The 23,067-nt window shown below is 68.3% G+C and carries 23 protein-coding genes; 6 read left to right on the top strand and 17 right to left on the bottom strand.

Annotated features, from left to right (window positions below; genetic code table 11):
- Window positions 1-47: 47 nt before the first annotated feature.
- Window positions 48-1,133 (top strand): ADP-ribosylglycohydrolase family protein, encoded by a 1,086-nt coding sequence (locus BACI349Y_RS08050; protein ID WP_159631675.1) that lies wholly within the window; start codon window positions 48-50, stop codon window positions 1,131-1,133.
- On the opposite strand, the gene BACI349Y_RS08045 is transcribed toward BACI349Y_RS08050, so the two are convergent.
- Together BACI349Y_RS08045 and BACI349Y_RS08040 are read right to left on the bottom strand one after the other, a co-directional pair.
- Window positions 1,114-1,593, bottom strand: a complete 480-nt coding sequence (locus BACI349Y_RS08045) for a DUF4395 domain-containing protein (protein WP_159631674.1) — start codon at window positions 1,591-1,593, stop codon at window positions 1,114-1,116. The genes BACI349Y_RS08050 and BACI349Y_RS08045 overlap by 20 nt on opposite strands.
- A gap of 79 nt (window positions 1,594-1,672) precedes the next feature.
- Window positions 1,673-2,734, bottom strand: coding sequence for an exonuclease domain-containing protein (locus BACI349Y_RS08040; RefSeq protein WP_159631673.1), 1,062 nt, complete (start codon window positions 2,732-2,734; stop codon window positions 1,673-1,675).
- 82 nt (window positions 2,735-2,816) lie between these two features.
- Here BACI349Y_RS08040 and BACI349Y_RS08035 point away from each other — a divergent pair, with 82 nt between their 5' ends.
- Window positions 2,817-3,611, top strand: coding sequence for a VTT domain-containing protein (locus tag BACI349Y_RS08035; protein WP_159635376.1), 795 nt, complete (start codon window positions 2,817-2,819; stop codon window positions 3,609-3,611).
- 106 nt (window positions 3,612-3,717) lie between these two features.
- On the opposite strand, the gene rdgB is transcribed toward BACI349Y_RS08035, so the two are convergent.
- From rdgB to clpS, 6 genes are all read right to left on the bottom strand, one after another.
- Window positions 3,718-4,365, bottom strand: coding sequence for an RdgB/HAM1 family non-canonical purine NTP pyrophosphatase (gene rdgB, locus BACI349Y_RS08030; protein WP_159631672.1), 648 nt, complete (start codon window positions 4,363-4,365; stop codon window positions 3,718-3,720).
- A complete protein-coding gene (gene rph / locus BACI349Y_RS08025) occupies window positions 4,362-5,120 on the bottom strand; it encodes a ribonuclease PH (RefSeq protein ID WP_159631671.1) in 759 nt (252 codons plus the stop codon). Before rph ends, rdgB begins: the two co-directional genes overlap by 4 nt.
- Before the next feature lie 68 nt (window positions 5,121-5,188).
- The gene (locus tag BACI349Y_RS08020) at window positions 5,189-5,986 is read right to left on the bottom strand and encodes an MBL fold metallo-hydrolase (protein WP_159631670.1); all 798 of its coding nucleotides are present in this window, start codon (window positions 5,984-5,986) and stop codon (window positions 5,189-5,191) included.
- Window positions 5,983-7,014, bottom strand: a complete 1,032-nt coding sequence (murI, locus tag BACI349Y_RS08015; RefSeq protein WP_370871833.1) for a glutamate racemase — start codon at window positions 7,012-7,014, stop codon at window positions 5,983-5,985. Before murI ends, BACI349Y_RS08020 begins: the two co-directional genes overlap by 4 nt.
- A 105-nt stretch (window positions 7,015-7,119) precedes the next feature.
- Complete coding sequence (locus BACI349Y_RS08010; RefSeq protein WP_159631669.1) at window positions 7,120-7,686, bottom strand: DUF2017 domain-containing protein; 567 nt, start codon at window positions 7,684-7,686, stop codon at window positions 7,120-7,122.
- Window positions 7,679-8,062 carry an ATP-dependent Clp protease adapter ClpS gene (clpS, locus tag BACI349Y_RS08005; protein ID WP_159631668.1) on the bottom strand — a complete coding sequence of 128 codons (384 nt, stop codon included), beginning with the start codon at window positions 8,060-8,062 and terminating at the stop codon, window positions 7,679-7,681. Before clpS ends, BACI349Y_RS08010 begins: the two co-directional genes overlap by 8 nt.
- A 38-nt stretch (window positions 8,063-8,100) precedes the next feature.
- Between clpS and BACI349Y_RS08000 the strand changes: the two genes are divergently transcribed.
- Window positions 8,101-9,429, top strand: coding sequence for a nicotinate phosphoribosyltransferase (locus BACI349Y_RS08000; protein WP_159631667.1), 1,329 nt, complete (start codon window positions 8,101-8,103; stop codon window positions 9,427-9,429).
- Window positions 9,429-10,061 carry an isochorismatase family protein gene (locus BACI349Y_RS07995; RefSeq protein ID WP_159631666.1) on the top strand — a complete coding sequence of 211 codons (633 nt, stop codon included), beginning with the start codon at window positions 9,429-9,431 and terminating at the stop codon, window positions 10,059-10,061. Before BACI349Y_RS08000 ends, BACI349Y_RS07995 begins: the two co-directional genes overlap by 1 nt.
- A 4-nt stretch (window positions 10,062-10,065) precedes the next feature.
- Here the strand turns inward: BACI349Y_RS07995 and BACI349Y_RS07990 are convergent, their stop codons facing one another.
- The 5 genes from BACI349Y_RS07990 to BACI349Y_RS07970 all read right to left on the bottom strand — a co-directional run bounded on the left by BACI349Y_RS07990 (window position 10,066) and on the right by BACI349Y_RS07970 (window position 15,443).
- Window positions 10,066-11,847 carry a DEAD/DEAH box helicase gene (locus BACI349Y_RS07990; protein WP_159631665.1) on the bottom strand — a complete coding sequence of 594 codons (1,782 nt, stop codon included), beginning with the start codon at window positions 11,845-11,847 and terminating at the stop codon, window positions 10,066-10,068.
- Window positions 11,847-12,185 carry a DUF3039 domain-containing protein gene (locus tag BACI349Y_RS07985; RefSeq protein WP_159631664.1) on the bottom strand — a complete coding sequence of 113 codons (339 nt, stop codon included), beginning with the start codon at window positions 12,183-12,185 and terminating at the stop codon, window positions 11,847-11,849. The genes BACI349Y_RS07990 and BACI349Y_RS07985 overlap by 1 nt, the downstream gene beginning before the upstream one ends.
- Before the next feature lie 109 nt (window positions 12,186-12,294).
- Window positions 12,295-13,074: a glucosamine-6-phosphate deaminase gene (nagB, locus tag BACI349Y_RS07980; protein WP_159631663.1), complete on the bottom strand. Its 780-nt coding sequence runs from the start codon at window positions 13,072-13,074 to the stop codon at window positions 12,295-12,297.
- A gap of 21 nt (window positions 13,075-13,095) precedes the next feature.
- On the bottom strand, window positions 13,096-14,667 hold the full coding sequence (locus tag BACI349Y_RS07975) for a transporter (RefSeq protein WP_159631662.1): 1,572 nt from the start codon (window positions 14,665-14,667) through the stop codon (window positions 13,096-13,098).
- Window positions 14,649-15,443 (bottom strand): ABC transporter ATP-binding protein, encoded by a 795-nt coding sequence (locus tag BACI349Y_RS07970; RefSeq protein WP_159631661.1) that lies wholly within the window; start codon window positions 15,441-15,443, stop codon window positions 14,649-14,651. The genes BACI349Y_RS07975 and BACI349Y_RS07970 overlap by 19 nt, the downstream gene beginning before the upstream one ends.
- Window positions 15,444-15,494: 51 nt before the next feature.
- Here BACI349Y_RS07970 and BACI349Y_RS07965 point away from each other — a divergent pair, with 51 nt between their 5' ends.
- A complete protein-coding gene (locus tag BACI349Y_RS07965; protein WP_159631660.1) occupies window positions 15,495-17,372 on the top strand; it encodes a Na+/H+ antiporter in 1,878 nt (625 codons plus the stop codon).
- Between the two features lie 10 nt (window positions 17,373-17,382).
- Here BACI349Y_RS07965 and BACI349Y_RS07960 read toward each other — a convergent pair whose 3' ends face one another.
- Genes BACI349Y_RS07960 through BACI349Y_RS07945 form a run of 4 tightly spaced genes read right to left on the bottom strand, consistent with a single transcriptional unit; the run spans window position 17,383 to window position 21,516 of the window.
- The gene (locus tag BACI349Y_RS07960) at window positions 17,383-17,661 is read right to left on the bottom strand and encodes a DUF3253 domain-containing protein (RefSeq protein WP_159631659.1); all 279 of its coding nucleotides are present in this window, start codon (window positions 17,659-17,661) and stop codon (window positions 17,383-17,385) included.
- Between the two features lie 28 nt (window positions 17,662-17,689).
- Entirely contained in the window at window positions 17,690-18,787 is a 1,098-nt protein-coding gene (locus BACI349Y_RS07955; RefSeq protein WP_159631658.1) for an NADH:flavin oxidoreductase/NADH oxidase, read from the bottom strand.
- Window positions 18,787-19,794, bottom strand: coding sequence for a tetratricopeptide repeat protein (locus tag BACI349Y_RS07950; RefSeq protein ID WP_159631657.1), 1,008 nt, complete (start codon window positions 19,792-19,794; stop codon window positions 18,787-18,789). The genes BACI349Y_RS07955 and BACI349Y_RS07950 overlap by 1 nt, the downstream gene beginning before the upstream one ends.
- Window positions 19,795-19,845: 51 nt before the next feature.
- Window positions 19,846-21,516, bottom strand: coding sequence for a hypothetical protein (locus BACI349Y_RS07945; protein ID WP_159635370.1), 1,671 nt, complete (start codon window positions 21,514-21,516; stop codon window positions 19,846-19,848).
- A gap of 323 nt (window positions 21,517-21,839) precedes the next feature.
- On the opposite strand from BACI349Y_RS07945, the gene BACI349Y_RS07940 reads away from it, so the two are divergent.
- Window positions 21,840-23,063 carry an AI-2E family transporter gene (locus BACI349Y_RS07940; RefSeq protein ID WP_236560764.1) on the top strand — a complete coding sequence of 408 codons (1,224 nt, stop codon included), beginning with the start codon at window positions 21,840-21,842 and terminating at the stop codon, window positions 23,061-23,063.
- The last annotated feature ends 4 nt before the right edge of the window (window positions 23,064-23,067 follow it).

Raw genomic sequence — 23,067 nt, 5'->3', positions numbered from 1 at the left:
TCGGTATGCAGCGCGGGCCTCCGGGCTGCGGACGGTAAATTTACTCCATGAGCTTCGACCACGGCATCCCCGCGCCCACCCTCAAGTCCCGCATCCACGGCTCCCTGCTGGGCGGGGCACTGGGCGACGCCCTGGGCTACGCCGTGGAATCCGATTCCATCGCGGCGATCCGGCAGCGCTTCGGGGCGCAGGGCCTGGCTGGCTTTGAGGACCTGCAGGGCCCGTGCCATTTTTCCGACGACACCCAGCTGACCTTGTACACGGTGGATGGGCTGGTGGAGGCGCTGGAATGGGCCAACTCCGGCGTGGGCGCGGACGTGAACGCCTGCCTTTGGCTGGCGTACCTGCGCTGGCTGGCCACCCAGGGTGAGGAGGCCGGGCCGTCCGCACCGGCACCCCAGCCCCGCTGGATCGACGGCAACGAGGTGCTCCGGCAGCGCAGGCGCCCCGAGGAGGAATGCATTTCCGGGCTTGCCAGCGGTGAAATGGGAACCATCAGCCGCCCGGTGAACCCCGGAGCCAGGGGCGCCGGCACGGTGATGCGTTCGGCACCGTTTGGGCTGGTGCCGCACATCACGCCCGACGCCGTCTATAAGCTCAGTGCCGACGCCGCCGCCCTGACGCACGGGCATCCTTCAGCCCGGCAGAGTGCGGGCATCTTCAGCCTCCTGATCCACCGGCTGGTGTCCGGCGAGGGGCTGCGGGACGCCGCCGCCGGGGTTACGGCGCACGCCGGCGACCTTGTGGACGTCGCCCCGGAGCTGCCGGCACGCCTTGAGGCGGCCCTCGGGCTCGCGGACGAGGCGCTCGTCGGGCCCGAAGAACTGCTCCAGGTGCTGGGCGGGGGCCGGACAGCGGAGGAAGCCCTCGCCGTCGCGCTTTATGCCGTCATGGCCACAGCCCCGGCCGACGGGGCGGACACACAGCCCGTTGACCATTTCCGTCGTGCCATGGCCGTTGCGGTGAACCACAGCGGCCCCAGCGATACCGCGGGTTCGCTGGCAGGAAACATTCTGGGAGCCTTGTACGGTGAGGACTGCCTCCCGGCGCAGTGGCTCGGGGCCCTGGAAGCGCCGGAGGTGGTCCGCGGCATGGCCGATCAGCTGGTGAAGGTTACGACCGGCGAAGGCTGATGTTGTTGCAGGCTTCGCAGACGTCCTCCGGGATCACTCCGCGGCGCTGCAGGAACCCGAAGATGGTGCAGCCCAGGCAGAAACCCGCGAAGGCTTCCAGCGAGGCAGCAATCACCAGGATGCCCAGCAGCGTCCAGGCTGCCGGCGCCGCGCCGGCGGCGAAGAGGAGGAGCGCGCCGGTGGACACTGCCGCACCGATTCCCTGGGCGAAACGCTTGGGCGGCCCGGAAACCAGCTTCACCCTTCCCAGCCGCGGGGTGATCACCTTGACCGACAGCAGCGCCAGGGGCGAAATCCGCGGGCCGAAGAGCAGCCGCAGCCAGAATCCGGCGGCAATCGCTGCCAGTCCCCAGCCTGAATTTGCCACCGCGGTGACGACGGCGAGCAGCACCACGAGCGCTGCCGTGGTGCGGGCGGCGTATTCATTGACGGGGTTGGGGAAAGTGAACAGGGAGGCCATCCCGCAAGGGTAGGAGCCAGCCGCCGGAGCGGCCAAGCTTTATTGCGCCGGATGACTGTGCGCAGCCCCCGCCCGGGGATCAGGCGCTGACGGCGGGTGCGCGGGCGCCGGCCCAGGCTTCCCCGGGACCATCGAGCGGCCCCCGGGCATCCGCGCCGCCCACCATCTGCAGGAACTCCCCCTCGGACAGCACTTCAATGGCCTGCCCCCGGTCGTGAAGCTCCAGGACCCGGCGCGCCTTGCCGGTGAGCCTGCCCGAGCGAAGGTCCGAGGCAACAAACCCGTCCCCCACCACCAGGACGGTGGTCCGCGCGGTGACCCGGCTCTCGGTCCGCGCCCCGCACCGGGCCGACCGCAGTTTGGCATCCGGACGGTTGATGGAGAGCTGCCCGGTGAACACCACCGTCTGGGCGTACAACGGGTGCCCGGGCTCGGCGTCAAGGTTGGGCTCCGGGTTCAGTCCTTCCTCCGGCCAGCCGGACTGGAACCGGCGGACCAGGGTGGCCCCGTTGCCCGAGTTGCCTGCCAGCGCCGCGAGGCTGGCTTTGGACAGGTCGTCCGTGGCGGGGTCGAAGGCCTGCTGCCGCGGCATGGCCAGCCCCAGGGACAGGTAGAGTTCGGCGATGCTGTTGGCACCGTTGCGGCCGGCGATGTCGACGAGGATGCCGGCGCAGGCGCGGGCATCCTCCGCGGCGTCGTGGTGGTTGACCAGCGGGACGCCCGCTTCCTCGGCGGCGAAAGGCAGGGAATTGGACACCAGCGAATAGCAGCGACGGGACAGCATGACGGTGCAGACGTAGTCATAGGCCGGGCCGGGCAGGCCGGAGACTTCCAGCGCCGAGCGGATCACGCCGAGGTCGAAGGCGGCGTTGTGCGCGGCCAGCACGTCGTCGCCGATAAATGCGCCGATTTCGGGGAACAGGTCGCCAAAGCGGGGCGCGCCGGCGACGTCAGCGGCGGTGATGCCGTGGATCCTGACGTTGTTGTGGTCGAAGGAGTCGTATCCCGACGGCGGACGCATCAGCCAGGAGGCCTCCTCAACGATCCGGCCTCCCCTCACCTTGGTCAGCCCCACCGAGCACGGGGAGCCACGGAAGCCGTTGGCCGTTTCGAAGTCGATCGCCGTAAAGTCCAAACCCACGGCCCCTACCTTACCGCCGCGGACCCCCGGCCCCGGGGAGCACAGGCCCGTCAAGTACCCTTGAGGGGTGAACTTTCCTGTGATGAATGACCTCGCTGTGTCCATGCTGGGCGGTGCGGGACCGGTCCAGCCGAAAATGGCTTCCTTCCTGCCCGATTGGCTGAACCCCCAGGTCTTCCTGGCCGATCCCGCACTGGCCCCCTGGGTGGTCCTGCTGGTGTGCGGCATCATCTTCGCCGAGACCGGCCTGCTCATCGGTTTCTTCCTGCCGGGCGATTCCATGCTGTTCACGGCGGGCCTGCTGGTGGCCACGGGCACCATCAAGTTCAACATCTTCGCGTTCGCCGCGTTGATCGTGGTGTCCGCGATCATTGGCAACCAGGCCGGCTACCTGATCGGATCCAAGGCCGGCCCCGCCATCTTCAACAGGCCCAACTCCAAGCTGTTCAAACGCGAAAATGTCGAGAGCGCCCACGCATTCTTCGAAAAGCACGGCGGCAAGGCACTGATCCTGGCCCGCTTCGTGCCTATCATCCGTACCTTCGTGCCCGTGATCGTCGGCGTGGCGCAAATGAGCAAGCGAAAGTTCTTCATCTACAACGTCATCGGCGCCGTGCTGTGGGGCGGCGGCGTCACGCTCCTCGGCTACCTGCTGGGCGACAAGGTCCCGTGGGTCCGCGACAACCTTGACATTATCTTCATCGTCATCGTGCTGGTCTCGGTGGTCCCCATCGGCATCGAGCTCCTGCGCGGGCTGTCCGCACGGCGGCAGGCGAAGGCATACGGCACCGACACCGTCGACGAATACATCGAGGAACACGAACCGGAAGAGGAGCAGAAGACTCCCCGGAACATCCATCGCGGCCGGCCGGAGTAGCAGTCCTCCGCCCGCACCCGACACCCAAAAAGGTGCGCACCCCGCCGGGGTGCGCACCTTTTTTGCTGGGTCCGATGTGCGGGTTCCCGCGGCCCGGCGCCTTGTCCTAGCCTGCGGCTTCCAGTGCCGCCACGATGGACGGCAGCAGCGCCCGGAAGGCCTTGCCGCGGTGGCTGATGGCGTTCTTTTCCTCGGCGGACAGCTCGGCGCAGCTGCGTTCCTCGCCCGCCGGCTGCAGCACGGGGTCATAGCCGAAACCACCGGCACCGCGCGGTTCACGCAGGAGGATGCCCTCCAGCTGCCCGTACTCCACCACCTCGCGCCCGGGGCCCTCCGCGTCCGCGGGCACGGCCAGGGCGGCGGCGCACACAAACGCGGCCCCGCGGTGCTCGTCGGGAACATCGGACAGCTGGTTCAGCAGGAGTTCCAGGTTGGCGGCATCGTCACCGTGCCGCCCCGCCCAGCGGGCGGAGAAGATGCCCGGGGCCCCGCCCATGACGTCCACGGCCAGGCCGGAGTCGTCGGCGATGGCCACCAGGCCGGTGGCCCCGGCCACCGCACGCGCCTTCAGCAGGGAGTTCTCGGCGAACGTCACGCCGGTCTCGACGACGTCCGGCGCACCCGCCGCGGCGGCGTCCACCACCTGGGTGTCGACGTCGAGCCCTGGCACCTGTCCACGCAGGAGCTCACGGAGTTCGCTGAGTTTGCCTTTGTTGTGCGTGGCGAGCACCAGCCGGGGAGCCACACCGGTCACAGGGTGTCCGCGAGGGTCTCGCGCTGGATGGCGGCCAGCTGGGCCGTGCCCAGCAGAGCGAGGTCCAGGAGCTGGTTCAGCTCGTCCCGGTCGAAGGGCGCACCCTCCGCAGTGCCCTGCACTTCGACGAACTTGCCGGAGCCGGTGACCACCACGTTCATGTCGGTCTCCGCCCGGACGTCCTCCACGTAGGGCAGGTCAAGCATGGGGACGCCATCGATGATTCCCACCGATACCGCCGCGATGGTGTCGATGAGCGGCTGGGCATTCCTGGCGATGAGCTTGGTGTCGCGGGCAAACCGGATGGCGTCGGCAAGCGCTACGTAGGCGCCGGTGATGGCTGCGGTGCGGGTGCCGCCGTCGGCCTGCAGGACGTCGCAGTCCAGGACGATGGTGTTCTCGCCCAGTGCCTTGGTGTCGATGATGGAGCGCAGCGAACGCCCGATCAGGCGGGAGATCTCGTGCGTGCGGCCGCCGATCTTTCCCTTGACGGATTCGCGGTCCGAACGCGTGTTGGTGGCGCGCGGCAGCATGGCGTACTCGGCCGTGACCCAGCCGCGGCCCTCGCCCTTGAGCCAGCGCGGGACCCCGGCGGTCAGTGATGCCGTGCACAGGACCCTGGTGTTGCCGAATTCGATCAGCGCCGATCCCTCAGCCTGGTTGGACCATCCGCGGGTGATGCTGATGGGCCGGAGCTGGTCGGCTGCGCGGCCGTCGGCGCGCACAATGGGTACTGCTGTTGCTTCAGATGTCATGCCTTTAGCTTATCGAGTGCCGGTGCGGCAGGCAGGCGCCGTGGAACCAGGCGCCGGGATACGCGCGGCTAGATCGTGTAGTGCACGCCCGCCACGGCAACCGCAACGTCGCCGGGAAACACCGGGCGGGCTTCGGCCATGACGGTGGTCTGGGACGTCCACACCGGGATGTGGGTCAGCAGGAGCCGCCGCGCGCCCGCTGCCGCTGCGGCCTCCCCGGCCCGCTTGCCCGTCAGGTGTACGTCGTTGATGCCGTCATCACGGCCCTCTTCGAAGGCTGCCTCGCACAGGAAGAGGTCCGCGTCCTTGGCGGCTTCCTCGAGCCCGGCGCAGGAATCGGTGTCCCCGGAATAGGTCAGGACGCGGGACACCGGGCTGCCGTCCTTGCCGGGTTCCACCACTTCCACCCGGAGGGCGTAGGCCTCCTCGATGGGGTGGTTGACGGCGAACGGGGTGATGGTGAACGGCCCCACGGTCACGGGTTCGCGTTCGGTCCAGTTGGTGAAGTCGAATTCTTCGTGCATGCCCGGGTCCAGGGGAAGGCCGTAGGCGGTGGCCATCCGGTCTGCCGTGGCGGCGGGCCCCCACACGGGGATCCGGCCACGGCCCCAGCCGCCCGGCTTCCAGCGGATGGCAACGTGCAGCCCGCACAGGTCCATGCAGTGGTCAGGGTGCAGGTGGGTGAGGAAGATCGCGTCGATGTCCTCCAGGTCCGTGTAGCGCTGGATGGCCCCCAGTGCCCCGCTGCCGAGGTCCATTACCACCTTCCAGGTCCGCTCGCCGTCGGTGGCGGTCAGGAGGTAGCACGACGCCGGGGAGCCGGGTCCGGGGAATGAGCCCGTGCATCCCACGATGGTCAGCTTCACTGGGCGGACCTTCCGCCGCGGCGCGCCCCGGCTAGACCGCCGCCCACGAAGTTGGAGATCCGGGGACGGTTGCGCGCGCTTTGGGCGGCGGCGATCATCTCAGGGGTGATCCGGGCCAGGCTGCCGGTGGGGTACTGCGCGGCCACATGGTCCACGTGCCGGACTGACAAGACTTCCGGTCCCAGAAACCGCCGGGCGAGCGCCTCGAACTGCCCGGCGTCACCGGTGGCGACGAAGTGGTGCTCGGGCGGTGCCTCCGAGGTGCGCTGCAGGTTGTGGGTGGCCAGGGCGCGGTAGACGTCCTTGGCGGTCTCCTCCGCGCTGGAAACCAGCGTGACGTCGGCGCCCATGACGTAGGAGATGACGCCCGTCAGCAGCGGGTAGTGGGTGCAGCCCAGGACCACGGTGTCCACCCCGGCGGCCTTCAGCGGTGCCAGGTATTCCTCGGCGACGGCGAGCAGCGCCGGGCCCGTGGTGATGCCGGCTTCCACGTAGCTGACGAACTCCGGGCACGCCACCGACGTGATGTCCAGGTCAGGCGCCGCGGCGAAGGTGTCCTCGTACGCGCGGGACCCCACGGTTGCGGACGTGCCGATCACGCCCACCTTTCCGGTGCGGGTGGCGGCAACGGCACGCCGGACGGCAGGCTGGATGACCTCGATGACCGGGATGCCGTACTTGGCGGTGTAGCGCTCCCGGGCGTCCCGCAGGACAGCGGCCGACGCCGAGTTGCAGGCGATGGTGAGCAGCTTGACGCCGGAGTCCACCAGTTCGTCCATCACACCCAGAGCGTTGGCCCGCACTTCGGCGATGGGAAGCGGGCCGTACGGCCCGTGGGCGGTGTCCCCCACATAGAGGATGGACTCGTTGGGAAGCTGGTCAATGATGGAGCGGGCCACGGTGAGGCCGCCGACACCGGAATCGAAGACGCCGATGGGGCGGGCTTCCGGGGCAGCGGCCGGCAGCTCGCCTTCGCCGGAGTCAGGCTGCGTTTCTGCCGGTGGTTCCATGCTCGGGGCTGTTGTCATGATTATTCGAGGATAGGGGGTCCCGGAACCGTCAGCCATCATCTTGTGTCCGGTAACTCATGTCTGGTGTGTCACAGCGCACGGCCTCCCCCGGGCCGCGGGAGCTCACCGCCGGGGTTCCATGGACTGCAGCATTGCCTGGACCAGTGACTCCTGCAGCCAGGTGGTGAAGTTGTACACCAGCGCCAGGTAGCTCTCCACATCCTCGGCCTGGGACCAGTCCTGCATGCGGTGGACGTGCTCGGCGTCTGCCTCGTCCCGGATGTCCAGCCGCTCCGCCAGGACCAACCGCACGTCGTTCAACGCCATCGACCAGTGCCGGGCCCCCTCGGGCGTCAGCACGATCTCGTCCTTGTCCAGGTCCAAAGCAGCCGCGCGGAGGGCGCCGATCTTTGTTTCCCGCAGTGAACGCTCGGTGAGCTGGCGGAACTCAAGGGACGCGGCGCCGTCGTCCTTCACCACGTTGGGGAGCAGCCGCTTGACGGCACGGTCCGTGGGTTCGGCCACATCCATGTCCAGGCCAATGAGGGCCGCCAGCGGGTCCTGACCCGTGCGGTCCTCGGGCTGGAGCATGGAGATGACGTCATCGATGAGGCTGCGGAGCAGGTCCTGTTCAGCAGGTTCCAGGTAGCCCGTGATGCCTTTGAGCCCGTATTTGAATGCCTTAGCCACGCTTCCCCTTACCTTGGCCCGGCCCGCCGGACTTGCCTGAACTGCCGCCGGTGCCGCCGCTGGCTTTTTCCACCGTGGCCCAGAGCCCAAACCCGTGCATGGCCACGGCGTGGCGCTCCACTTGTTCCTTGCTGCCCGAAGCAACGATGGAACGGCCCTTCTTGTGGACTTCCATCATGAGCTTGTTCGCTTTGCTTTCCGGGTAGCCGAAGTAGCTTTGGAAAACGTAGCTGACGTAACTCATCAGGTTGACGGGATCGTTCCAGATCACCAGGTTCCAGGGGATGTCCGGGGCGGTCAGGGAGTCGGTGGACTCTGCTGTGCCGGTCCGGATGCCCTCCTGTGTATCAGGGCCGGGCGCAACGCTTATGGTCATCTGTCCATTCTATGTGGATGCCCACTAGAGTGATTTTCGTGAGCACCTCAGCCGGCTGGGACCATCCCCGCACGTCCTTTTATACCGACCACTACGAGCTGACCATGCTGCAGGCGTCCCTTCATTCGGGGGCGGCACACCGCAGGTCCGTGTTCGAGGCGTTTGCACGGCGCCTGCCCGACGGCCGGCGCTACGGCATTGTTGCGGGCACTGGACGCCTCCTGGAAGGCATTGCGAATTTCCGTTTCCGCGAGGCGGAACTGGATTTCCTGGAACGCACCCAGGTGGTCAACCAGGAAACCCTGGAGTACCTGGCCAACTACAAATTCTCCGGCGACATCTGGGGCTACGCCGAGGGGGAAGCGTATTTTCCCAACTCCCCCATCCTGGTGGTGGAGGCCTCGTTCGCCGAAGCCTGCATGCTGGAGACCTACCTGCTGTCCGTGCTCAACCACGACACCGCCATCGCCTCCGCCGCGTCCCGGATGGTCAGCGCGGCGGGCGGCCGTCCCTGCATCGAAATGGGATCCCGGCGCACCCACGAGGAGGCTGCCACCGCATCGGCGCGTGCGGCGATCATTGCCGGCTTTGACAGCACGTCCAACCTTGAGGCGGGCATCCGCTACGGCGTGAAAACCGTGGGGACTGCAGCCCACTCGTTCACCCTGCTGCACGACACCGAGCGGGAGGCCTTTGAGGCCCAGATTGCCTCGCTCGGCGCGGGCACCTCCCTGCTGGTGGACACGTACGACGTCGAAAAGGCCGTCCGCACGGCCGTCGAGCTGGCAGGGCCGCAGCTGGGCGCCGTCCGGCTGGACTCGGGCGACCTGGTGGCCCAGGCCCAGTGGGTACGCCGCCTCCTTGACGACCTCGGGAACGAGCACACGAAGATCGTGGTGACCTCGGACCTGGACGAGTACGCCATCGCAGCCCTGCAGTCGGCCCCTGTGGACTCCTACGGGGTGGGCACCTCGCTGGTGACCGGGTCAGGGGCCCCGACGGCGAGCATGGTCTACAAACTCGTCAGCCGCACCGACGACGACGGCAACTTCGTCTCCGTTGCCAAGGCGGCCAAGAACAAGGCCAGCGTGGGCGGCCGCAAGTACGCACTGCGGAAGCTGGACGAACGCGGTACCGCCACCGCCGAGGTAGTGGGAGTGGGCCACCGGCCCGAGGACGACGGCAACGACCGTGCGTTGCTGCAGCAGTTCATGAAGAACGGCGAACTGCTGCCGGGCTGGACCGGGCACGAAGGCGTTCTGCGCGCACGGCAGCGCCACGCAGATTCCATGGCTGAGCTGCCGCCGGTGGTCAACCGCCTGCAGCGCGGCGAGGCCGCGATCCCCACCATCTACGAGGAGCACTGATGTCGCGCGCTTTGATCATCGTGGACGTGCAGAACGACTTCTGCGAGGGCGGCTCGCTCGCCGTTCCCGGCGGAGCCGCCGTTGCGGGCGCCATCAGCGAGTACCTGGACGCCCACCACAGCGAATTCGACCATGTGGTGGCCACCCAGGACTGGCACATCGACCCCGGCAGCCACTTTTCCGATACGCCCGATTACAAGGAGAGCTGGCCCCGGCACTGCGTGGCAGGCACCCGCGGAGCCGAACTCCATCCGGACCTGGACATGGAGTACGTCGATGCGTACTTCCGGAAAGGCCAGTTCGCCGCCGCCTACTCAGGCTTCGAGGGCCTGCTGGCCCCTGAGGACGCCGTCCCCACCGGGGAACGGCAGCCCGGCGGCCTGCCCGGCGCCCAGGCACAGCTGGAAGCCGACGAGGACGCCATCGGCCTCGACGACTGGCTGCAGAGCCATGACGTGGAGGACGTGGTGGTGGTTGGCATCGCCACCGACTACTGCGTGAAGGCCACAGCCCTGGACGCCATCCAGGCCGGCTACGGCGTCACCGTGGTGCGGTCGCTGACCGCCGGTATCGCCGAGGACCTGGAAGACGCCGTTGCCGAGATGGAACTCGGCGGGGCGGACATCGCCTAGGGCGCTATTTGCGGCCCACGAACCAGTCCTGGAGCTTGCGCAGCCGGGACTTCAGCTGCTCCTCGTTGGCCTGGGCCACGGGAGGCCCGCCGCAGACCGTGCGCAGCTTGGTGTGCACCACCCCGTGCGGGGTCCCGGTCCGGGCAGCCCAGGCGGCCACGTTCTTGGCCAGTTCGTTGCGCAGGTCCATCAGCATGCGGTGGTCCGGAACGGCAGGAACCTGCTGGGCGTCCGCGGCCGGGGACTTCCGGTTCTTGCGGTTCAGCTGCTCATGCTGGCGCTGGCGCAGCAGCGTTCCCACCTGCTCGGCGTCCAGCAGCCCGGGGATGCCCAGGAAGTCCATTTCGTCGTCGGACCCCACCTCGCCGCCGGTGCCGAACTCGCCGCCGTCGAACAGCACCCGGTCAAAGGACGCCTGGGAGTCCAGCGCTTCAAACTTGCCCTTCGTGAGGCTGTCTGAGGCCTTCTCTTCGCGGTTGGCCTCGTCCATCAGCGAGTCTTCCGGGTTGAAGAGGCCGTCGCCGTCTTCCTTCTCGGGCCGGTCCAGCGCGTGGTCCCGCTCCATCTCCATGGAGTTGGCAAGCGCCATCAGCTGCGGCACGGACGGCAGGAACACCGACGCCGTTTCGCCCCTCTTGCGGGCACGCACGAAACGGCCCACGGCCTGGGCGAAGAACAGCGGCGTGGACGTAGACGTGGCGTAGACGCCCACGGACAACCGGGGCACGTCGACGCCTTCGGACACCATGCGGACAGCCACCATCCAGCGCTTGTCGCCGGCGGAAAATTCCTCGATCTTGCTGGAGGCCTTGGCGTCATCGGAGAGGATGACGGTGGGCGACTCCCCGGTGATCTTCTTCAGCTGGCCGGCGTAGGCACGGGCGTCCTCGTGGTCGGTGGCGATGACCAGGCCGCCGGCATCCGGCACGGTGCGCCGGACTTCGCTGAGCCGCCTGTCCGCGCCGGCCAGGACAGCAGGAATCCACTCCCCTGCCGGGTTCAGGGCGGTCCGCCACGCGTGGCTGGTGATGTCCTTGGTCACCGCGGCCTCACCCAGGGATGCGGCCATTTCCTCGCCCGCGCTGGTGCGCCAGCGCATCTGGCCGGAGTAGGCCATGAACATTACCGGCCGGACCACGTGGTCGCGGAGGGCGTTGCCATAGCCGTAGGTGTAGTCGGCCTTGGAGCGCCGGATGCCGTCACGGTCTTCGGCGTACTCCACGAACGGGATGGGCGAGGTGTCCGAACGGAACGGCGTACCGGTCAGGGACAGGCGGCGCACCGCGGGATCGAATGCCTCGCGCAGGCCGTCGCCCCAGGACAGGGCCTCGCCGCCGTGGTGGATCTCGTCCAGGATCACCAGGGTGCGGGCGGCCTCGGTCTTGGCGCGGTGCAGCAGGGGTTTGCTGGCCACCTGTGCGTAGGTGACGGCAACGCCAATGAAGCCGCGGCCGTGCTGGCCGTCCGAGTTCTTGAAGTTGGGGTCGATGGCGATCCCCACCTTGGCGGCAGCGTCCGCCCACTGGCGCTTCAGGTGGTCGGTGGGGGCAACAATGGTCACGCGGTTCACTGCCCCGGAGTCGATCAGCGTGGAGGCGATGCGCAGCGCGAACGTCGTCTTACCTGCACCAGGGGTTGCCACCGCAAGGAAGTCGCGGGGGCTGTTCGCAAGGTAGAGGTCAAGGGCTTCCTGCTGCCAGGCACGGAGTTTCGGGGCGGTTCCCCAGGCTGCACGTTCCGGGTAGGCCGGAGGCAGGGTGGGGCCGCCAAAGAGCGTCTCCGTCACTACTTGTTGTTGCCCGAGCCGCCCGGACCCTTCCCGCCGTCGTTGCCCGGGCGGAGGCCATCATAGACTTCCTTGCACTCGGGGCAGACAGGGAATTTCTTCGGGTCCCGGCCCGGGGTCCACACCTTGCCGCACAGGGCAATGACGGGCTCCCCGGTCATGGCGGACTCCATGATCTTTTCCTTCCGCACATAGTGCGAGAAGCGCTCCCGGTCCCCCGGCTCCACTTCCTGGCGCAGTTCCTCGCGCTCAATGGTGGCCGTGGACGTTCCAGCCCCGGAAAGCTCGCGCATCGGGTCGTTTTCGAGAGGGTCCGTCATGCTAGTCATGGCATCCATCTTAGCCGTTCCCCCGGCCGGACGTTCGACGGCGGCACGCCCGTGCCGGGGTCCCGCACCGGCCGCCGTCGTACTTTTGGACGCCCTGGCGCCGCTCCCGCAGGCGCCGTCACAGCCCCTGCCACGCGGGCTTGTTCTCGTACGTGTGGCGATAGAAATCGGCAAGTTTCAGGGCCGAGGCGGCGGCTTCGTCCAGCAGGACCGTGGCATGCGGATGGAACTGCAGCACCGACGCGGGACAGATGGCGGCCACCGGTCCCTCCACGAAATCGCGGACCGCCTGCGCCTTTTGCGCCCCCGTGGCCAGGAGGACCACGTGGCGTGCCGCCATGATGGTGCCCAGCCCCTGGGTGATGACGTGGTGCGGCACCTCGGCCAGGCTGGTGAAGAACCTGGCGTTGTCCCGGCGTGTCTGCTCGATCAGGCTCTTGATCCGCGTCCGCGACGCGAAGGAGGAGCCCGGTTCGTTGAAGCCAATGTGCCCGTCGGTGCCCACGCCCAGCAACTGAAGGTCCACGCCGCCGGCCGCAGCGATGGCCTGTTCGTACGACTCGCAGGCAGCCGGGATGTCAGTGGCGGTTCCGTCGGGGCCGTGGACGTTCTCCGGCGCGATGTTCACGCGGTCGGTGAATTCCCGGCGTATCACCTCCCGGTAGGACTCGGGGTGGCCGGCCGGCAGGCCCACGTACTCGTCCAGCGCGAACGCGGACGCCCTGCTGAAGTCCAGGCCCCGTTCATGGCGCGCGGCGAGTTCGTCATAGACGGGCAGCGGCGATGACCCCGTGGCCAGGCCAAGGACAGCGTCCGGCTTGCGGCGGACCAGGTGTTCGATGGCGTCCGCCGCGAGTCTTCCAATCTGCCTGATGCCGCCGAGTATCACGATTTCCATGGTGTTCCCTTCCTGGAACTGTCAGCGGTTGACGGTAACCTGCGCCAGGAGTTCCGGCCCGCGGGCCTCCAGCCACCTGCCGCCCAGCCGGACGCCGGCCCCGAAAAGGACCAGGCCCAGGACGGTTCCCACCGCGAGGTTGAGCCAGCCGAACAGGATGTTGCCCGTGACCGCCTGGGCAACCAGCAGCGCGGCCTCCGGCAGGACCAGCACCATCAGGACCAGCATTCCCACGAACTGCACGGCCAGGGTCTGCCCCACGTTGCCTGGCGGTTTCTTGAACGGGCTGTCCCCCGGCAGCGGGACGGTGACGGTGTAGCGGGCCGATACCACCGAGGAAAGGCCCAGGCCGGTGAAAAGGATCCCCAGGCTGAACCCCAGCTGGCCGGGCAGTGCCGTCCAGTTACCCGTGAAGGCGGCGTAACCCACTGAGAACACCAGCACCACGGGCAGCGCAAAGGTCATGCACGCCAGTGCCCGGCCCAGCCGGTCCGCCACCCCCCTGACGCCGGTGGCCAGGTGCAGGGCAAACGCGGTGTTGTCATAGGAGACGTCGGCGGAGATGGACCAGGCCAGAATGAAGGCGGCCACGGGGGCAAGGAAAGCTAGGCTGCCGTAGCTGCCCGTCTGCGTCCCCTGGAACGCCAGGACCACCGGAAGCAGCGGGATGACCACCAGGGAACCCGAGTACCGCGGGTCCCGGAGCCAATAGGTGAGAGACCTGGCCATCACCGCACCGGCCGGGGTGGGCGGCAGCACGCCGAACAGTCCCAGCCTGCCGCCCCTGCGCTTCCCCGCGCCGGCGTACGGCGGGGTGACCAGTGCCCGTTCGAGCAGCAGCTTCCAGCACCAGGCCAGGGCGCCGAGGACCGCCACCGCTACCAGCAGTTTCACCGCGGCCTGCCCGGGCCGGCCCGACGCGACGTCGCCGCCCAGTGACCATGGCGCCCCGAGCGGCGTCCAGGACAAGGTCAGGGCGAACTCTGGCAGGAACCCCGTGGATGCCGGGATGCCGCGGCCGACCCCTGCCACGATGGGGCCCAGCAGGACCAGCGGCACCATGACCGCAATGGCGCTGATGTCCTTGAAGCGCCGGGAAGCCGCCAGGCTGGCTGTTGCGGTGGTGACCACCTTGGCCAGCACAATACAGGTCATGACACCCAGGCACGCCCCGGCCAAAGCGGCGAGCGCGGGGAGCACGCCCCGTGACCAGGTGACCACCGTGGACAGTGACACGAGTGCGGTGGCCAGGCCCGGGATGCCGATCAGGCCGCCAAGGGCAAGGCCGGCGAGCAGCTGCTTCATGGGGACCGCAAAAGTGGTGAAGCGGGCCGGATCGAGGGTCATGTCCGTGGCGGAGGCCACCACGGGAACCACGGCCCAGCCCAGGACGGCGGCGGAGCCGCCCAGGACCACGGCGGTGTGGGCGGTCACCGGACCGGCGTTGCGCAGCAGGACAAGGGCGATGACCAGCGTTGCCACCACGCCCAGGGCGTAGAGCCCGGCGATGGCCATCCCCACCAGCTGCCAGGGGCTGCGGCGCAGTCCGTTGCGGAGCAGCGTGAGCTTGAGCCTTAGAAGGTGCGCAACCATTCCAGCCCCTCCGTGTGGCTGTGGCCGCCGACCAGCTGTACGAACCGGTCCTCCAGCGAGGCTCCGGCGCGCACCTCCTCCACCGTGCCCGCGGCCAGCAGCCGGCCTTTGGCCACCACCGCCACGTGGTCGCACATGCGCTGGACCAGGTCCATCACGTGGCTGGACACGATGACCGTTCCGCCGGAGTCCACGTACCGGTCCAGGATGGAGCGGATGTTCGCTGCAGACACGGGGTCAACGGCTTCGAAGGGCTCGTCCAGGACCAGGAGCCGCGGGGCGTGGATGAGTGCAGAGGCCAGGGCAATCTTCTTGGTCATGCCCGCCGAGTAGTCCACCACCAGTGTTCCGGCGTCCTGGCTGAGGTCCATGGCAGCCAGCAGCTCCCCCACCCGCGCGGCCACCACGTTCTTGTCCATGCCGCGCAGCAATCCGGCATACGTGATCAGCTGCTCTCCGGTCAGCCGGTCGAAGAGCCGGACCCCGTCGGGCAGGATCCCCATGAGCCGCTTCGCTTCAAGTGGGTGCTGCCAGACGTCGACGCCGTGCACCACGGCGGTGCCGAAGTCCGGGCGCAGGAGGCCGGTGGCCATGGACAGCGTGGTGGTCTTGCCTGCACCATTGGGTCCCACAATGCCAAAGAATGAACCCGCCGGGACCTCCAGGCTGATACCGTCCACCGCGATCTTGCCGCCAAACCGCTTGGCCAGCCCGCGGATGGACAGGGCCGCCACTGGGCCGGGATTCGACGCCTGGTCAGGCATGGGAGCAGTCATGGTGCCAGCCTAGTCCGCGGGCCGTCGCTGCGGGGGTGCGAAACTAACCTCATGGACATTGCCCTGGGCCTGCTGGTGATCGTTGCGGTGGTGTGCGCCGGCAGCGCGGCGGGGCGGAAGCTCAATCTCCCGGTTCCGCTGCTCCTGGTCCTGGCGGGCGTGGCAGGATCCTTCCTGCCTTTCATCCCGCAGGTCGAGCTCAATCCCGAACTGGTCCTGGTTGGCCTGCTGCCCCCGCTGCTCTACGCCGCCGCGTTCCGCACATCGTTGTTCGACTTCACATCGAACCGCCGCTCCATCGGGCTCCTGTCCGTGGGCTATGTCATCTTCGGCACACTGGGGGTCGGGGCGGTGGTCTGGTGGCTGTTCCCGGAAATCCCGCTGGCTGCCGCCATCGCCCTGGGTGCGGTGGTGGCTCCCCCGGACGCCGTGGCGGCCACGGCGATCGCACGGAAGGTGGGCATGCCCCGCCGGATCGTCAACATCCTCGAAGGCGAGTCACTGGTCAATGACGCCACGGCGCTGGTGTGCCTGCGCGCGGCCGTGGCCGCCATCGCCGGCTCGGTGTCAGCACTGGATGTGGCGGGCGGCTTCGTGGTGGCGGCCGGCGGCGGGCTGGCGGTGGGCCTAGCCGCCGCGTACATCCTTACCGAAATCCGGAAACGGATCAGCAACGTGGCCATCAACACCTCCACGTCGCTGATGGCCCCGTTCGTTGCCTTCCTCCCTGCCGAGGCCATCCACGCCTCCGGTGTGCTCGCCGTCGTCGTCACCGGCCTGGTGATGGGCACCAAGGCGCCGTCCATGCCCAACGGGGCCGCGCGGCAAAGCGCCCGCAGCAACTGGGACACGGTGCAGTTCCTCCTGGAGAACTCCGTGTTCCTGCTGATCGGCCTGCAGGTGCGGACCATCATCGACAGCGTCCAGGACGATTCCCTGGGCGCGGGCCGGGTATGGATTGGCTGCGCCGTGATCCTGGTGGCCGTGCTGGTGCTCCGGCCCATCTGGGTCTTTCCCGCCACATACCTCCCCCGCCTGATTCCTTCCGTGCAGCGCAAGGACCCCGCACCGCCTTGGCAGTTTCCCGCCATCGTGTCCTGGGCGGGCATGCGCGGCGTCGTCACGCTGGCCGCCGTGCTCACGCTGCCCGATGACCTGGAACACCGCAACGTCCTGGTCCTGGCCGCCATGGTGGTGGTGGCCGGCACCCTGGTGCTGCAGGGCTTTACGTTGCCGGCCCTGGTCCGCGCCCTGGGTTTGCCCGGGCCGGACCGGCGCGAGGATGCGCTGAACCAGGCCTCACTGATGCAGCTGGCCACCACTGCGGGCATGGAGCGCCTGGAGAAGCTCCGGCGGGACAGCGATCCCCCTGAAGTCATGGACATGCTGCGGCGGCGGACCCAGGAGCGGGGACTGGCAGCCTGGGAACGCCTGGGCAGGCCAGCGGCAGAGGCAGCCACCCCGAGCCAGCGGTACGCCCAGCTGCGGATGGCCATGCTGGAAGCCGAACGGGAAAAAGTCCTGGAACTCCGGCGCGGCGGGGACTTCGCCCATGAGGTCCTCAGCGAAGTCCTGGAGCGGCTGGATGTGGAAGAGTCCATGCTCGATGCTTCCCTCAACGAACTCGACTCCGCTGCCGGCGGCGGTGGCGGTGAAGGGCTCTCCCAGCCGGGCGGCGTCTGCGACCACCTGACGGCGGCCATGCCGGCACCGCTTCCCGACAACCCGGCCTGTGCAGGCTGCGAACGGGAGGGCACCACACCGGTGCACCTGCGCATGTGCCTTGCCTGCGGACACGTTGGCTGCTGCGACTCCTCGGCGGGACGTCACGCCAGCCGCCACTTCAAGGAAACCGGCCACCCCGTCATGCGCAGCATCGAACCCGGCGAAGAATGGCGCTGGTGCTACGTGGACGACCTGCTCGGCTGACGGCCGGCCTTCACGGCGCCTTGCGGATCCGGATCGGCCCCTTTGCCGTGGCGGGATCGACGACGGAGCCGCCCTGGGTGATGTGGACCTGGCCGGCGTCAACCAGGCACCGCGCAGCTTCGCGGGCCGGCTCCATGAGGTGCCGCCAATCGTCGCCGCCCACCGCCCTGGCGGCATCGGACGGGCAGATGGTGGACGTTGCCGCCCGGGAAACGAGCAGTTCCAGGATTTTCGCTTCCAGCTGCCGCCCAACCGGGATGTCAGGGCCGTCCCCGGCAGAGTCTGCCATGCCTGGCTCCGTCTTCACGGGATGGGGCTTAGAAGGTCCGCCGCGGGATGGCCCGCTCGTACTGGGGCGGCCAGGCCATGTCGTGGCCCAGTTCGAACGCGGCCCGGAGCCACCAGTGGGGATCGCGCAGCGCGGCCCGGGCAATGAAGACGCCGTCGGCCTGGCCGGTGGCGATCGCGTGCTCCGCCTGTCCCGGCGTGGTGACCAGGCCCACCGTGCCGGTGGCGATTCCTGCTTGCCCGCGGATGGCGGCGGAAAACCCGGTCTGGTAGCCCAGGCCCGGCTTGATCTCCTGGTGGGCCACCGCCCCGCCGCTGGAAACATCCACCAGGTCCACGCCACGGCCGGCCGCCTGGCGGGCCAGGCGGACCGAGGCTTCCTGGTCCACCCCGCCCGGCGCCCAGTCGGTGGCCGAGATCCGGAGCAGCAGGGGCATGGAATCGGGAATCACGGCGCGGACTGCGTCAACCACGGCCAGCATCAGCCGGTTGCGTCCGGCCTCGTCCCCGCCCCACTCGTCGTCACGCTGGTTGATCAGCGGGCTCTGGAACTGGTGCAGGAGGTAGCCATGTGCCCCGTGGATCTCCATGGTGTCGAAGCCCGCGGCCACCGCGCGTTCGGCGGCTGCGGCAAAATCGGCGATGACGCCGTGGATTTGTTCCACCGTCATGGCGGCTGGCGCCTCGTAGCCCTCGAACGAGGTGGTGGACGGACCAACGGTGTCCCACCCGCCTTCCGCGGCGGGAACACTGCCGTGCCGGCCGGAGAAAGGCCAGAACGTGGACGCTTTCCGGCCCGCGTGGGCCAGTTGCACGCCGATCTTGGTGCCGGCAGTACCGTTCCGGTGGACGAAGGAAATGATCCGCTGCCAGGCTTCCGCCTGCTCGTCGTTGTACAGGCCGGCATCCCGGGGGCTGATCCGGCCTTCGGCGTTCACGGCCGCGGCTTCCGTGAGGATCATCGCCGCGCCGCCCACGGCAAAGCCGCCCAGGTGCACCAGGTGCCAGTCGTTCGGAACCCCCGGGGCGTCGTCGGGATCGCAGCTGTACTGGCACATGGGCGACACCCAGCCCCGGTGCTGCAGCTCCATGGACCGCAGCGCCAGCGGCTGGAACAGGGCCGGCACTAGAACAGCACCCGGGCCAGCGCCTGGCGCGCCTTCGCCACGCGCCCGTCACCGGCGCCCACCACCTCGAACAGTTCCAGCAGCCGGACCCTTGCGGTCTCACGCTCCGGACCGAAATTCCTGCCGATGAAGGCCACCAGCCGGTTCAGTGCGTCCTCCACGTGGCCGCCGGCCACGTCCAGGTCCGCCACCCCAAGCTGGGCTTCCAGGTTGTCCGGCTCGTTCGCCGCCAGCGTGCGCAGCGCTTCGCTGTCCTGGGCCGACACGGACTGCAGCCGGTCCATCAGCTCCACCTGGGCCAGGCCGGCCTTGGCTTCATGGTCCGACGGCATTTCCTTCAGCGCCTGGCGGTAGGCCTCGGCCGCGGCGGCGTAATCCCCGGCTTCGATCGCGTCGTACGCCGCCTGGTGCAGCGGCGGCAGCGGTGCCGGCTCCTGCTCAGCGGCGCCGCCGGCGTCAAGGCTTCCGGAGACGCCGTTGGCTGCGGCCACCTTGAGGAGTTCGTCGAAGAGGCTGCGCACCTGCTGCTCCTCCGCAGACCCCTGGAAGAGCGGTACCGGCTGCCCCTTCAGGACGGCGACGGCGGTGGGGACGGCCTGCACCTGGAAGGCCTGGGCAAGCTGCGGGAAAGCTTCGATGTCGGCGGCCCCCAGGACCAGGCGGCCACCGTAGCTGGCCACGATGCGGTCGAGGGTCTCCACCATCCTGCCGGACTCCGGCGAGTATGAAGCCCACAGCGCGAACACCACGGGAACCTGTGCGGACAGTTCCACCAGCTGCTGGAAGTTTGCTTCGGTGACGTTGACCTTGAGCTCGGGTCCGCCTGCCGCCGCGCCCGGCTGCCCTTCCTGCGCCTCCCCTGCCGGCGGCCCTGACGGCGAGGTGCCGGAGGGGGCTGTACCGGCGGGAGCTGCGGGGCGCTTCAGTGAGGAAAGGTCGACGGCGCCGCGCAGGTTAAGCAGGTTGGCAGCGGCAGGAGGGACTGGGCGGGAAGCTGGCGAACTCATGTTTCCCACTCTAGCCACTCCGGCCGCTGCCGGTGGTAATGCAGTCAGGCGCTATTTGAAGCTGGCGCCCACCAGGCCGCGGGTGGCGGCAACGAGCTTCATCGGGTCCGTCGATCCTGCCGGCGGCACGTAGACAGCCATCGATTCGGCGAAGTTCAAGACCATGCCCGTGGTGGTTTCCTTGCCACCGGCCAGGGCTGCGGCATCGTCACCGATGCTGAGCTTGTCGCCGGCAGCCTTCGGGGTGCCTTCGAAGCCGAAGTTGATCCGGCCCAGGACCAGGGCCCCGCCGTCGGAGGTCCGGAACACCACGGTGCTCTCGGGGACCACCTTGTGGGTGAAGGAGAAGTTGCCGTTCTCGCCGGCCTTGACCACCTCTGCCTGGTAGGACAGGGTGTCGGCGATGTACGGCGAGGAGTCGCCCTCGACCAGCCTGTCCTTGAACGGCGAGTCCGCGGACGTGAGCCTGTCGGCCAGGCCGGACATTGCTTCCTCGCCGCTGTAGAGCAGCCCGGACTTGTCCGACGCGGCCAGGGTGTCGGTGCCGCCCCGGCTGATGTTCGGGAACGTGGTTCCCGGCTGCAGGGGCGTGGTTTCCATGAGCTTGTAGTTCTCGCGGGGCGACTGCTGGACCAGCGTCAGGATCTGCGGGACAACGTTGCCTTCGCCCTGGGTCACGGCCAGCACCGAACGCGGCCAGTCACGGTCGCTGGTGACCACCGTGGTCAGCAGCTTGGTGGAGCGCACGGGCATGCGCGGCTCATAGGAGCCCACCTGGGAGCGGATCTTGTAGTTCTGGGTGCGGATTTCCAGTTCGGGGCCGGCAACGCGGTCCGCGAGCTTGGCGGCGTCCTTGGCCGCGTCCCCTGCATCGGTGGCGCTGGAGACCTGCTCCAGGATCCGGCGGAATTGTGCGTCCAGCAGGACAGGCGATCCTGCTGCTTCCTTGGCCGGCGATGAGGCACTGCCGGAAGGCTGGGGGCTGGGGCTGGCAGCCTGGGCGGCCGTGCCCGATGCGGCCAGCACTGCTGCTGCCACACCGGCTGCCACCATGGTGACCTTGGAGGACGACGACGGGTCCTGGTTCTGCGTCTTGCGGGCACGGGCGCGGGCAGCGAAGCCGGAGTCGCCGCCGTTGTCGCCTTCACCGTTTTTCCGGCGGGCAGAGAGCAGCGCCAGGACGATTCCGCCCACGATCAGGAGGCTGCCCAGGACCATCAGCGGAACAGCCCAGGGAGTGGACGTGTCGTTCGGAAACGTCATGGACACTGTGGCCGGTGCCGGCTTGGTGCCGTCGGAGGCAAGCAGGAGGCTCCAGTCGCCGTCGGCGGGCGGTGTCCAGGTGTATTCAAGCTCGCCGCTGGCGTTCTCGTTGGACACCCAGAGGTCCGAACCGGCCGGGTTCGGTGCCGTGCCTTCACCGTCGGCGTGCTCAACCTGGAGCGACTTTTCGTCCTCGGACACCCCGGTGATGGTGTTGTGGGCTGTCTTGCCCACCCAGGCAGCCACGTCATCCGGCCGGCCGGAGGCCAGCATGAAATTTCCGTCGCCCTGGACGTTGATCTTGACCGTCCCGCCGTGCAGGGTGCGCAGCTTCTGGTCAATAACGGTCAGCGGCGCCGCTGCGGCATCGGCCGGCGCGGACGCGGTGAACGTCTCGGAGGGAGCCCAGATGGTTCTCTGGCCGATACCGGCCAAAAGTGTCAGGAGGCCGAGCAGCACAAGTGCGGCTGCAGTCTTTAAACGCAAGGGAAACACCTATCATCAGCGGGGGTTTGCCTTCTATAGTAACCTTTTTGTTACCAGAGCCCCCTTTTTTGCCCGTCCGCCCCGGCCCGGCTGGCCAGCGCACGGCGCCTTCGGCTCGTGGTGACAAGCCTGCTGATAGTGTTTGCGATGATCATCACACCGGCCCGCGCAGGCGGTGCCACGCACGGAACAGGCCCCCAAAACCATTGACTGACAAGACGGACCCGTCCTCGGCTGCAGCCGGAAATCCAGGGGATCCCAGGGGCCCGGTTCCTGCCGCCGTTCCTCCGCTCGGCATGGCAGCACGCCGCGGGGGTTCAGCCGCTGCGGCCCTTGGCCATGTGGTCCGCCGGCTTCGCCAGCCATTGCCCGGCGCCCAGCCCAGGCTTCGGTTCGAGATGCCACCGGAATACACCGGACAGGCCCCGGAAGCGGACCACGACGGCGACGAGGAGCCGCAGTTCGGCCACCCCGGACCGCGCATGTCCCCCCAGCATCCGCTCTACATGGGCTTCATGGGCACCGTGGGCGTGGGACTGGCGCTGCTGGTCTACTGGATCGGTTCCCACACCACGCAACTGCTGCTGTGGATCGTGGCCGCGCTGTTCATCGCCCTGGGCCTGGAACCGGTGGTGGGCTGGCTCGAAAACCGGAAGATCCCCCGGCCTGCCGGCATCCTGGTCTCCGTGGCAGTCCTGATGGGCGCTGTGGTCGGATTCTTTGCCACCCTCATTCCCACCATCGTTGAACAGGTCTCCGAAATCGTGCGGCAGGCGCCGGACTGGGTGCGCAACTTCATGGATTCGGATTTCTTCCGCAGCGTTGACGACCAGTTCGGCGTGCGCGACCGGATCACCGAGGAACTGAACAAGTTCGTCAACGACCCCGCCGCGATGGGCGGCATTTTCGGCGGTGTGCTGGGCTTCGGATCCACCGTGGCCAACAGCCTCTTCGGCGCCCTGATCGTCCTGGTCCTGAGCCTGTACTTCCTGGCAGCGCTGCCCGCCATGAAGAAGTGGGGCTACCGCCTGGCCCCGCGCTCCCGGCGGAAACGGGTGGCCGCCCTCTCGGAGGAGATCACGCGATCGGTGGGAAACTACGTGATCGGCCAGGCATGCGTGGCCCTGCTCAACGCCACCTTCGCGTTCGTGGTGATGTCCATCGTGGGCATTCCATTCGCCCTGCTCCTGGCATTCGTGGTGGTCCTGCTGGCCTTCATCCCCCTGGTGGGCGGAATGATCGCGGGCATCGTGGTCACCCTGGTGTCCCTCACCGAGGGCTGGCAGGCGGCGGCCATCTACGCCATCTGCTACTTCGCATACCTGCAGTTCGAGGCGTACTTCATTTCACCGCGCATCATGCAGAAGGCCGTTGCAGTGCCCGGTGCCGTGGCGGTGATTTCCGTCATCGCCGGCGGCAGCCTGCTGGGTGTCCTGGGGGCCTTGATCGCCATCCCCACGGCCGCCGCCGTGCTGCTGCTGGTCCGGGAGATCTACATCGTCCGGCAGGACCAGCACTAGCGCT

It is taken from the genome of Arthrobacter sp. 8AJ (genome assembly GCF_902506025.1).
Lineage (GTDB): Bacteria > Actinomycetota > Actinomycetes > Actinomycetales > Micrococcaceae > Arthrobacter.
The sequence above is the reverse complement of the archived record's forward strand: the minus strand, read 5'-3'. Positions and strand labels throughout refer to the sequence as shown.